We start from the raw sequence: 12,141 nt of genomic DNA on the forward strand, positions 1-12,141 counted from the left end.
AATAAATCTGTTAATTTTGGCCTAATAAATCCATTTAAGCTGCATGGCTAAGAAAAGCAACAAATCCAGTATTAAGTTCGATAGACAAAAATTGTCGGACAATGAATTAGTAGATATCTATAAAGCCCTTATTAAACCAAGATTGATAGAGGAGAAAATGTTAATCCTTTTGAGACAAGGAAAAATTTCTAAATGGTTTTCTGGATGGGGGCAAGAAGCAATTTCTGTAGGAATTACTTTAGGTTTGGATGAAGATGAATATATCTTCCCAATGCATAGAAATCTAGGGGTTTTTACTTCTAGAAACATTCCTTTAAATAGATTATTTGCTCAATTTCAAGGAAAAATGACTGGTTTCACCAAAGGAAGAGATCGTTCTTTTCACTTTGGAACAAAAGAGCATCATATTGTTGGGATGATATCTCACTTGGGGCCACAATTAGCGTTGGGAACTGGTGTTGCATTAGCGCATAAATTAAGAGGAGAAGGGAAGGTTGCTTTGGCAGTAACAGGTGATGGTGGAGCAAGTGAGGGAGATTTTCATGAAGCATTGAATGTGGCTTCTGTTTGGGATGTTCCTGTAATTTTTGTTGTGGAGAATAATCAATGGGGATTATCAACACCTTCAAATGAGCAATTTAGATGTAAGCAGTTTACAGATAAAGGAGTAGGCTATGGAATGGATGCTTTTCAAATTGATGGTAACAATATTTTAGAGGTTTATCATGCAGTTAGAAAAATTGCATCTTCTCTGAGAGAAAACCCTCGTCCTTTTTTATTGGAATGTGTTTCTTTCAGAATGAGAGGGCATGAAGAAGCATCAGGAACCAAATACTACCCTGAAGGTATTCAGGATGAATGGGAGAAAAAAGATCCTGTTACTAACTACGAAGCATATTTGCTATCAGAAGGAGTTTTGACTGAAGCAAAAGCAGAGAAGATTAAAAAAGAAATCAAAAAAGAAATCCAGGATGAATTAGAAGTAGCTTATGCTGAGCCTAATGTTACTCCTGACACAGATTTTGAAGTAAATGATGTTTATGCACCTTACAATCCTGAATATACTGCTCCAGATTTTAGCAATACTTCAGAAAAAAGATTTGTGGATGCTGTGTCTGATGGTTTGCGTCAAAGTATGCAAAAGTTTGATGACTTAATAATCATGGGTCAGGATATAGCAGAATATGGAGGTGTTTTCAAAGTAACTGAAGGATTTGTAGAAGAATTCGGAAAAGATAGAATCAGAAATACCCCTATTTGTGAGTCTGCAATTGTGGGAACAGCGCTTGGACTCTCAATAAACGGAATGAAAGGTGTGATGGAAATGCAATTTGCTGATTTCGTAACTGTAGGTTTTAATCAGATTGTAAATAATCTGGCTAAACTTCACTATAGATGGGGTGAAAAAGCGGATGTTGTTGTAAGAATGCCAACTGGTGGAGGTTCTGCCGCAGGTCCGTTTCATTCACAAAGCAATGAGGCCTGGTTTACGCATACACCGGGATTAAAAGTAGTTTATCCTTCATCTCCTCATGAGGCCAAAGGTTTATTGGCTGCTTCAATTGAAGATCCTAATCCTGTAATTTTCTTTGAGCATAAAGGTTTGTATAGATCTATCAAAGAAGAAGTGCCTGACAATTATTACACACTAGAAATTGGTAAAGCTAATTTGGTGAGAGAAGGTAAATCTGCATCTGTAATTACTTACGGAATGGGAGTTCACTGGGCAAAAGAAGTAGCTGAGAAACACAATCTTGATATTGATATTCTTGATTTAAGAACTTTGCTTCCGCTTGATATGGATGCAATTTATACTACAGCACGCAAAACAGGACGTGTACTTATTTTACATGAAGATTGCTTAACTGGTGGAATAGGAGGAGAAATCTCAGCTCGAATTACTGAAGAGTGTTTTGAGTATTTAGATGCTCCTGTAATGCGCGAAGCCAGTTTAGATACGCCTGTTCCTTTTGATGGTGAATTGGAAAAAAACTTCATGCCTAAGGATAGGTTTGAGCAAAAAATTCAGGATCTAATCAACTACTAAAAAGATGAAAAACGTCATCTTAAAAGTGCCATACTGGTTATTTACATTGGCGATTTTTACACCTTTAATCGTATGGAAACTAGGTCTCTTAGGACCTGATGACGATTTTTTGTGGTTGATGATTTTGTTGATCCCTCCATTTGTCGGAACAATTTGGGGTGTTGGGGTTGCAGATTATATGTGCGCTGAATCAAAAGATTATAAACCTTTTCGCTTAATAATTCTCTTATATCTTTTATTTATCACATTATCCATTTTATCTCTTGTTTTGCCTGAAAGCAGAAAGGTTGGATTCATTTTTTACCTGGCTACCTTGATAGATTTAATATTTATTGGTCTGTTGCAAATGAAGTTGATAGGTAAGGTGTTTTATGCCAGATCCGCTTGGTATGTCTTTATTGAAATTGTGGCATATCCTATTGGAATGATGACGCTTACGCCAACAATTATTGAGTGGGAGAAAGGTGGTAAATTTGAAAAAGATGATGAAATAGAGGTGGAGTAGATTTAGCGTAAAGCCTTTAGCCTTTTCTCCATTCCTTCTTTACACTCCTCAGTTACATAAGTTTGTTGAAGTAAGAACTGAATGCGTTCAATATCATTACAATCGTCAGTATAACTAAGATGATATAGTTCTACTAAACCTAAATTGTAATCACCTCTCTTTACCAGTTTCATTTGATCATTAACAGAAACTTTACCGGTTTTCAATACGCTAACATAAGTTCCGGGTCTTTCAAATGAGATGAATTTTTTAAGTACAGTTTGACTGTCAAATCTTATTCCTAGTTTAAAACAAGGAAATCGTGGTTGACTTATTTCAACCAAAGTTTCACCAATAGCGTATTGATCGCCAATCATAATTTGAGTATCGTCAAATCCTTCTACTGTTATATTTTCTCCAAACATCCCATGTTCAAAATTAAGTTGGGGATATTCTTTTTTCCAATAATTGTAGTGATCTGCGCTATAGATGTAGCAAGCTTTGTCTATCCCTCCATGGTATTTTCTATCAATAACATGGTCATTTTCTACATCTTCTGTACCAAGAATTATTGAGTCAGTAATTGGGGATTTAAAGATGCCTGTGTAAACGGTTTTTCCTCTCCATTTAACAGCTTTTTTTTCTCCAATATTAGTAGAGATAACACGCATTTACGGAGTAGATTTTGAAACAGAAATGATTTTTCCGTTCATCCATTTATTGGCTTTCAAAGAAAAGTCCGCAATGTATTCTGCCATATCTATTGGTCCCATTGGTGCTTCGTAACCTGGGAAAGCTTCTTCTAACATCTCTGTTTGAACAGCTCCTAATGCCAAGCAGTTTACCTGGATGTTTTCATCTTTTAACTCTTCTGCTAAACATTCTGTAAATCCTGCAACTGCTGCTTTAGATGAACTGTAGATTCCAATTCCAGGAAATTTAGCAGATCCCTGAACTCCGCCTACAGAACCAATGTTTACAATATGACCACCGTTTTTCATAAAAGGAACCACTGCCTGACATGCAGCAACTAATCCAAAAACGTTGGTTGCGTAAACATCTTTAATATCTTTTGCAGTAGTTTCTAAAAACGGTTTGTTTACCAGATAACCTGCATTGTTAATCAAAATGTCAACATGCTGAAAATGCTCATTAATAATGGTGCTAATATATTCCCTAACATTGTCTGCAGCCAAATCAAGAGATGCAATTTTTACGGGATTCAAGGTGGTCATTTGCAATTCTTTCAACTTGTCCAAATTGCGAGACATCACTAATACATTGTGATCCTCAGCTAGCTTTTTAGCTAATTCTCTACCAATTCCTCTACTGGCACCAATTACTATGATGTTTTTACTCATCATTAGTATTCGTCATACGAAATGACAACTTTCTCTGTAATAGGGTGAGATTGACAAGTTAAAACAAAACCTTCAGCAACTTCATCTTCTTCTAGCGCATAGTTTAATTTCATTTTAACTTTTCCTTCTAATACTTTCGCTTTACAAGTACAACAAACTCCTCCTTTACAAGAGAAAGGAACATCTGCATCTGCATCTTGTGCTGCCGATAAAACATCCGGTCCATCAGACTTTAAAGTAAAGCTGTATTCTTCGTCATCAATAATAACTGTAACGTTTGAGTTTACAATAACATCTTCTCCTATACTTACATTTGCCTCATCAGCTGCTGCAACAGGCGTAGTAAATAATTCAAAGTGAACTTTGTGTAATAAACCTTTGCTGATATAGAAGTCTTTTACGCATTCAATCATTGATTCAGGTCCACAAGTGTAAACTCCTTCAATTTTTAAATCTCTCAATTCAGCATCAAAGAAATGAGCACATTTATCATTATCGATTCTTCCATTTCTATTTGCATCTCCACTGTCTTCTCTACTTAAAATATATCTAAGATTGAAATTGCTGTATTTTGAGTCTAAGCCGTCAAAAGTTGATTTAAAGATGGTGTCAGCAGCAGTTTTGTTTCCATAGTATAAAAACACATTGCTGTTGCTTTCAGTTTCTAAAATAGACTTGATCATTGATAAAACAGGAGTCACTCCACTTCCTGCAGCATAAAACACATAATTATTAGCATTGACGCTATTAGGTGTAATTGTAAAACCACCTTCAGGAGTCATTACTTCCATTTGATCGCCTGCCTTTAAGCTGTTATTGGCATAAGAAGAAAACTTACCGTTTTCTACTTCTTTTACTGCAACACGTAATTCATTGTCATTAATTCCTGAACAAATAGAGTATGATCTTCTAACATCTTCTCCATTTATCATGGCTTTTAATGTCAAATACTGTCCTGGAACATATTTGTAAGCATCTGCTAAATTAGCAGGTACGTCAAATGCAATTGAAACTGTATCAGCAGTTTCTTTTCTAATATCTTTGATTGTCAGTTGATTAAAAGTGGCTCTCATTTAGCTAAATTTTGAAATATTCTCAAATTAAAAGTTGTCCTTTCTTTTTTATTGAGGAGGTACAAAAATAATCGTATTAATTTAATGCTGAACGCTCTTCCATTTTTTTCATTCTTTTACTATCTTTAAAGAGTACAAAATAAATTCTGTTTAAGTACGTCCATAATAGTAATTGAGGAGTTAATTTTTTTTCAAATTGGGATCTTTTAGAATTAACATTTTAATGTCATTATTGTTGCTGACGGGATTAAATTCCTTTGGTCAGTACGAAGAATTATTGGCAAAATATCAAAAGGAATTTCCTGATAGATCTGCTGTTGTATTATCGCACGAACAGTTAGTGGAAATTGATATTGATGACAAAACTGGAGAGTTGTCAATTATTGAAACTGATTACGAGCATATTTTATTTCTCAAAGAAGTTTCAAAATACTACACGGATCAAAGTATTTCTTTATCACAGTTTTTTGAAGATATAGTGGAAGTTGAAGCAGCTTCATTTAATCCTAAAGGGAAGAAAATGAAAGTAAAAAAGGACAACTTTAGGGTTGTAGATTCACCACCTTCAAGCTGGGTTTTTCATGATGATGATCAAGAGTTAATATTTGATTTGCCCGAGCTTGGAGAAGGATACCGAAGTGAAATTAGCTACACTAAAAAAATCAAGCATCCTGAATTTTTTGATGTCTTTCATTTTATGTCCGGCTATCCTGTAATTGAAAGCAAGGTGAAGATTGTATATCCTCAAGAGGTTAAATTAAAATTCTTTGAGCGAGCAATGGATGGTTTTGAAGTTGATCGTCAAGAAACAGTTGATAAAAAGGGGAAAAAAGAATCTGTTTGGTTGGTGAAAAATGTCCCTCCATATAGAACAGAAGATGGAAGTACGAATATTAAAAATCACATTCCACATCTGATTGCGCAAATCCAATCTTATCAACACAATGGAGAAACCAAAAAAGTAATTGAAAACCTGGATGATTTACACGCATTTTTTGAAGAGCTGTTGCTATTGAAAGGTGATGAGTCAAATAGGTCTGAGTTGAATAAAGTAGTAAAAGAAATTACTGAAGGAAAAGAAACTCAATTGGAAAAAATGGAAGCCATCTTTAAATGGGTTCAGGATAATATCAAGTACATAGCATTTGAAGATGGTATCAATGGTTATGTGCCTAGATCATGCTCTTCTGTTATCAAAAATAGATTTGGCGACTGTAAAGATATGGGGAACCTTTTAGTTGAAATGCTAACTGAGGCAGGTGTGGAAAATGCACATGTAGCTTGGGTTGGAACAAGAGATATTCCGTATTTAATGAGCGAAATTCCGTCACCATTAACTTGTAATCATGTGATTTGTGTAGTAGAAAAACCAAAAGACCAGCAAGATGATCATAAATACTATTATCTGGATGCTACCGGTTCTGAATCTTCTTATTTATTACCACCTATGGGAGTGCAAAGTAAAGAGTTGTTAGTGCATCAGGGACCGGGAAAGTATGACTTGTATAAAGTTCCTGCAACGGCAGCAGATCAAAATTATATTAAATCTGTCGTGCAATATACCATTACAGCTTCAGACTCTTTATATGGTTGTGGCTTTGATACTTATGGCGGATACGAAAGGGAAACCAAAACATATTATTTAGCAAATCTTAAACATGATGATTTAGATGATTATGTTAAGGAAATTGCCTTAGGTGGTGCTAATAGGTTTCGTTTAAAATCTTATGATGTTGAAGGTTTAAACGATATGCAATCTGAATTAGACTTGACTTATGAGTTTACTTTGGATAACATTTCAATTGAATATGGTGAAGATATCATTATCAATCCAACATTATTTAAGCCTAGAATTAGAAAATATAACACAGATGATTACAAGTTTACAAGAGAAAAATCAAGACACCGAACAATTGATTACTTGTATGAAATTGATCTTTCTGATGCATACACAGTAAAGTATCTACCCGAAGATGTTCACTATGATCATGATCTCTTCAATTTTGATGCAGAATTTAAGCAAGAGGGAAATAAGGTGATTATCACCATGAAATACCAGTATCACTTACTTGAAATTCCAACAGATTTATTTGATGACTGGAATGAGTTCTCAAAAAGTATCAATTCAGCAACTATTCAAAATCTAATTCTTCACAAAATTAAATGATTAAAAAGGTTCTCATAGCAGCATTGACTTTAATGACTATTCAGTCATTTGGTCAACGTTTTCCTTTTTACGAAAATCATGAATTGGAAAAGGATCCTGTTTTGGATACTCGAGTAGTGGAAAACGAAATGTATCACTACACTAAATATCTCATGAGTGTTGAGTATATCTGGAACGGAAATGATGGCAGGTATTACAAGTATGAGACAGAGCATTATAAAGTAAAACTGAGTACCAATGCTGCAATTGAGGAGTTTAATAAAGTTTACATTTCTGCAGAGGACGTAATTAAACTGCAACGCATTGAAACCAGGGTAATTAAAGAAGATAAAGTCGTTGAAATAGATCCAAAAATTGAGGAGTTCAACAGTGAAGATGAAAGTGAAAGAGTTTTCTATTTTCCTTTATCAGGAATTGAATTAGGTGACGAGATTGAAGTATTATATACGGTTCAAAAAGAATCAGATACTGAAGGTGATCAGTATTATTTTCAATCAGATATCCCGATATACGATTTTGACTTTTATTTCATTGCTCCAAATGATACTTATTTCAAATTTTTAGCCCACAATGGATTAAAGAAGCCTGAGTTGGTGGATACTATCCTTCAAAAACATCAATGGACTATTCACATGGATTCAATTCCGGCACTCGAGCCTGAGTATTTTTCAGAGTACAACAATACTTCCATGAAATTGGATATTTCGCTTCGTGGATTTGACTCTCCATATGACAATAGTTTTTCTCCTTATGAACAGTTCAATAATAGTTTGAATATGGTTTATAATTCCCCGATTAGAAAAAAGGACATGAAGGCTTTAAAAAGTTTGAATGAGGAATTGGGAGTGCATAAAATGCGATCAGAAGAAGATAAAATAAGAAAGATTGAGCATTTTATTAAGGTGGACCTATTGGTTTCTTCAAATGTGCCTGATATGTTTCTGTCTGATGTTGTCAAATACAGAAAAGCCAATTCTATTAGTGCAATTCAATTATATATGGGCTTGTGTAAAGAGGCTAATATTCCTTATCAATACGGATTTATTTCTGACAGATACGATACGCAATTAAGCAGTGAAATTGAGTCAATGTACTTTTTGCAAAATTACTTCATGTACTTCCCGGACATTGATCAATATTTGGCTCCTCTAGATTTTTCAACAAGATTGGGATATATGAATGCCGACTGGATTCCAAATAATGGGTATTTTTTAGTGGAGAAAAAGTATCCTTACAGATCAACAAATTGGGAAATAAAACCGGTGAAAAGCACAGCTGCTCATGACAATATTGATAGCATTATTATTCGTATTAAAGTGCAGGAAGATATGCAAGAGAGTACCTTAACGGTAGAAAGACATTTGAAAGGATATAAAGCAGGAGAATATCAGACATATTACTATTTGTATTCAGATGAAAAACGCAAAGAATATCATGATGAGTTATTGAACTTTATGAAAGATAACTCAACATTTGCAATGACAGATATTCAAAACATTAATCCTGAAGACGCCTTTGTTAAGCCTTTGGTGATTAAAGGGAAATTGACAGAATTGAATACACCATTTTTAGAAATAGCAAAAGACAAAACTATATTTAAACTGGGTAATTTATTTGGAGAACACGTTAGTGTAGATGAATTAGAAAAAAAGAAAAGCGATTTTGTTTTTTCAAATCCAATGATCAGATCTTACACAGTGATAGTGGAGTTTCCTAAAGAAGTCAAAGTAGCCAATAATGATGATGTTTTTGTTACGGAGGATTATTGTGAACTGGAGGATATCAACATGATTGCAGGCTTCAAATTAGAAGGAAACAAACTGACTTTTTCTACCAGAGAAGAGTACTTATCTCAGCGATATAAAATTGAAGATAAAATCGAAGTTTTTAAAGCATTTGAGTTTTATCATGAGATCAGTAAGATGAATCTAATAATCGAATAGGGCTAATTTAAATTGATTTAAAGCGATTTATTACCCATGTCATTCTAGATTTCAAATCAATGTTAATTACGTGTTAATAACTACTATCAAAACGACTCATTTTTCTCGGTTTAAACATACTCGTTTAGTATCTTTGTTTGCCTTGTAAAAAGTCAGCAATTCTGCTACTTACAAGCCTGAATAAATTTAATAAGTTTATGAGCGAAGAAAAAGCAAAAAAAGGGTACTCGGCGGATAGTATCCAGGCCCTCGAGGGTATGGAGCACGTTAGAAAACGTCCGTCAATGTATATTGGAGATGTTGGTGTAAGAGGATTGCACCACTTGGTTTACGAAGTTGTAGATAACTCAATTGATGAGGCCCTTGCTGGACATTGTGATACTATACATGTTACTATTCTTGAAGGAGACGGAATTAAAGTTGTGGATAACGGTAGAGGTATCCCTGTTGATTTACATGCCAAAGAAGGTGTTTCTGCGCTAGAGGTTGTAATGACCAAAATTGGAGCAGGAGGTAAATTTGATAAAGATTCTTATAAAGTTTCCGGAGGTCTACATGGTGTTGGTGTATCTTGTGTTAATGCATTGTCAAGACACCTTGAAGCTGTAGTACACAGAGAAGGAAAAGTTTGGAAACAAGAATATGAAAGAGGTAAAGCTTTATATCCTGTTAAAGAGGATGGTAAAGCTGATAATAACGGAACGACAGTAACATTCTTCCCTGATCCTGAAATTTTTGATCAGTTGGTGTATAGCTATGATACATTAGCATCAAGAATGAGAGAGTTGGCTTATTTGAATAAAGGATTAACCATCACTTTAACAGATGAGCGAGAAACGGATGAGAAGGGAGAATTTATAAAAGAAACTTTCCACTCTGAAAGTGGTTTAAGTGAATTTGTAAGATTCCTGGATGACGCTAGAGAGTCATTGATAGAAGAAGTAATTCACGTTGAAGGAGAGAAAAACGGAGTGCCTGTTGAAGTAGCTATGATCTACAACACTTCATACTCTGAAAACCTTCACTCATACGTTAATAATATTAATACGCACGAAGGGGGAACTCACCTTTCTGGATTCAGAAGAGGTTTGACCAATACCTTGAAAAAATACGCAGAAGATTCAGGAATGTTAGATAAACTGAAATTTGAAATTTCAGGAGATGACTTCCGTGAAGGTTTAACTGCAGTAGTGTCAGTAAAAGTTTCTGAACCTCAATTTGAAGGTCAGACAAAAACAAAATTGGGTAACAGAGAAGTTACGGCTCCTGTATCACAGGCAGTTTCTGAAATGTTAACTGACTATTTAGAAGAGCATCCTAAAGATGCAAGATCAATTGTTCAAAAAGTAATATTAGCTGCTCAAGCTAGACATGCTGCAAGAAAAGCGCGTGAAATGGTACAACGTAAATCTGTTCTAACAGGAACCGGTTTACCTGGTAAGTTAGCTGATTGCTCTTCAAAAGATCCGGCTGAATGTGAGATCTACTTAGTTGAGGGAGACTCTGCGGGTGGTACAGCTAAACAGGGACGTGATAGAATGTTCCAGGCTATAATGCCATTGAGAGGTAAAATCTTGAACGTTGAAAAAGCCATGCAACACAAGATCTTTGAAAATGAAGAGATCAAAAATATTTACACAGCATTAGGTGTAACTGTTGGAACAGAAGAAGATGAAAGAGCGTTGAATCTTGATAAGTTGAGATATCACAAAATCATCATCATGTGTGATGCCGACGTTGATGGTGCTCACATTGAGACTTTGATTCTTACCTTCTTCTTTAGACACATGCGTGAATTGGTGGAAAGAGGATATGTTTATATCGCTACTCCTCCTTTGTACCAGGTGAAAAAAGGTAAAAAAGCTGATTACGCTTGGAATGATGATCAAAGAGATAAATTGATCATGGAATACAAAGGTTCAGGTGCTGATTCATCAGTAAGTGTTCAACGTTACAAAGGTCTTGGAGAGATGAATGCTGAACAATTGTGGGAAACTACAATGGATCCTGAGTACAGAACATTGCGTCAGGTACAAATTGAAAACGATATGACAACAGATCGTACTTTCTCAATGCTAATGGGAGATGATGTGCCGCCTAGACGAGAGTTTATCGAAAAGAATGCGAAATACGCGAATATCGATACCTAATTAAAACTTTAATTTAAGTTACGAGAAGGCCTGTGTCAATTTGATACAGGTCTTTTTGTTTTGTATTACTTTTTTTGTAACTTGCTGTGTTGTAATAGGCTACGGTTATGAATGCGCATACATGGATTTTTGTTATCGCCATTCTTTTGTATCTGTATTATTTATCGAGAGTTTACGATAGAGTTAAATTCCTCTCTATAAAACGAGCTCGAATTCATGAACCTCAATCAGATGATGAGTCAGCTTTGACTCAGTGGGTGCATGATATGCGTCAGATCAAAAGAGAAACTACTCAGTTAAGAAAGAATTCTTGTCTTTACTTCTTTATTATTCCGGCTTTGGAAATAATCACTCATTTCATTTCGGGTGATTATTATATTGCAGATCAACTTTTAACACTATCATTTTTATTAGGTTTTTCGCTAACTATGATAGTGATACTGTATTGGGGATCTGAAAAATATAAAATGCCCAATGGAAGTTTAGTGAAGAAGACAACTTACTAGTTGTGAAGAATGGCAGCAATATCAGGCTTAAAATACTGGTCTGATTTCATTACTTTACCATCTTCTCTATAGATGGGGTTTCCGTCTTTATCTAGTTTACTCATATTGCTTCTTTGAATCTCTTCAAATACTTCAGCAATTTTATGTTGTAAACCATGCTTTAAAATAGTACCGCATAAAATGTAAAGTTGATCACCTAATGCGTCTGCAATCTCAACCAAATCTCCATTCTGAGCAGCTTCAAGATACTCTTCGTTTTCTTCGCGCATTAATTTATATCTCAGTAAAATTTCTTCGTCGCTCAATTCAGTAGTAGGAGAGTAGTTGTTACCAATTCCAAAAGATTCATGAAACTTCTCTACGTGTCCAATAACTTCCTTTAAAGTAATCTCTTTGTCCATTTTTACTAT

General features: G+C 34.8%; 10 protein-coding genes. 6 read left to right on the forward strand and 4 right to left on the reverse strand.

The window, feature by feature from the left end:
- Positions 1 to 43 precede the first annotated feature (43 nt).
- On the forward strand, positions 44 to 2,047 hold the full coding sequence (locus K6119_RS00135) for an alpha-ketoacid dehydrogenase subunit alpha/beta (RefSeq protein WP_221834588.1): 2,004 nt from the start codon (positions 44 to 46) through the stop codon (positions 2,045 to 2,047).
- Positions 2,048 to 2,051: 4 nt separating this feature from the next.
- Positions 2,052 to 2,552, forward strand: coding sequence for a hypothetical protein (locus K6119_RS00140; protein WP_221834587.1), 501 nt, complete (start codon positions 2,052 to 2,054; stop codon positions 2,550 to 2,552).
- Between the two features lie 2 nt (positions 2,553 to 2,554).
- Here K6119_RS00140 and K6119_RS00145 read toward each other — a convergent pair whose 3' ends face one another.
- Genes K6119_RS00145 through K6119_RS00155 form a run of 3 tightly spaced genes read right to left on the reverse strand, consistent with a single transcriptional unit; the run spans position 2,555 to position 4,965 of the window.
- Positions 2,555 to 3,202 carry an MOSC domain-containing protein gene (locus K6119_RS00145; protein WP_221834586.1) on the reverse strand — a complete coding sequence of 216 codons (648 nt, stop codon included), beginning with the start codon at positions 3,200 to 3,202 and terminating at the stop codon, positions 2,555 to 2,557.
- Positions 3,203 to 3,892, reverse strand: coding sequence for an SDR family NAD(P)-dependent oxidoreductase (locus K6119_RS00150; RefSeq protein ID WP_221834585.1), 690 nt, complete (start codon positions 3,890 to 3,892; stop codon positions 3,203 to 3,205).
- Between the two features lie 2 nt (positions 3,893 to 3,894).
- The gene (locus tag K6119_RS00155) at positions 3,895 to 4,965 is read right to left on the reverse strand and encodes a 2Fe-2S iron-sulfur cluster-binding protein (protein ID WP_221834584.1); all 1,071 of its coding nucleotides are present in this window, start codon (positions 4,963 to 4,965) and stop codon (positions 3,895 to 3,897) included.
- 223 nt (positions 4,966 to 5,188) lie between these two features.
- Between K6119_RS00155 and K6119_RS00160 the strand changes: the two genes are divergently transcribed.
- The 4 genes from K6119_RS00160 (at position 5,189) to K6119_RS00175 (ending at position 11,731) form a co-directional block, all read left to right on the forward strand.
- A complete protein-coding gene (locus K6119_RS00160) occupies positions 5,189 to 7,132 on the forward strand; it encodes a DUF3857 domain-containing protein (protein ID WP_221834583.1) in 1,944 nt (647 codons plus the stop codon).
- Positions 7,129 to 9,075 carry a DUF3857 domain-containing protein gene (locus K6119_RS00165; RefSeq protein ID WP_221834582.1) on the forward strand — a complete coding sequence of 649 codons (1,947 nt, stop codon included), beginning with the start codon at positions 7,129 to 7,131 and terminating at the stop codon, positions 9,073 to 9,075. The genes K6119_RS00160 and K6119_RS00165 overlap by 4 nt, the downstream gene beginning before the upstream one ends.
- Before the next feature lie 197 nt (positions 9,076 to 9,272).
- Complete coding sequence (gene gyrB / locus K6119_RS00170; RefSeq protein ID WP_221834581.1) at positions 9,273 to 11,225, forward strand: DNA topoisomerase (ATP-hydrolyzing) subunit B; 1,953 nt, start codon at positions 9,273 to 9,275, stop codon at positions 11,223 to 11,225.
- Between the two features lie 107 nt (positions 11,226 to 11,332).
- Complete coding sequence (locus K6119_RS00175; protein ID WP_221834580.1) at positions 11,333 to 11,731, forward strand: hypothetical protein; 399 nt, start codon at positions 11,333 to 11,335, stop codon at positions 11,729 to 11,731.
- Here K6119_RS00175 and K6119_RS00180 read toward each other — a convergent pair.
- Positions 11,728 to 12,132 (reverse strand): pyrophosphohydrolase domain-containing protein, encoded by a 405-nt coding sequence (locus K6119_RS00180; RefSeq protein ID WP_221834579.1) that lies wholly within the window; start codon positions 12,130 to 12,132, stop codon positions 11,728 to 11,730. The genes K6119_RS00175 and K6119_RS00180 overlap by 4 nt on opposite strands.
- Between the last annotated feature and the right edge of the window lie 9 nt (positions 12,133 to 12,141).

The organism is Paracrocinitomix mangrovi (assembly GCF_019740355.2).
In the GTDB taxonomy this organism is placed as follows: domain Bacteria; phylum Bacteroidota; class Bacteroidia; order Flavobacteriales_D; family Crocinitomicaceae; genus Paracrocinitomix; species Paracrocinitomix mangrovi.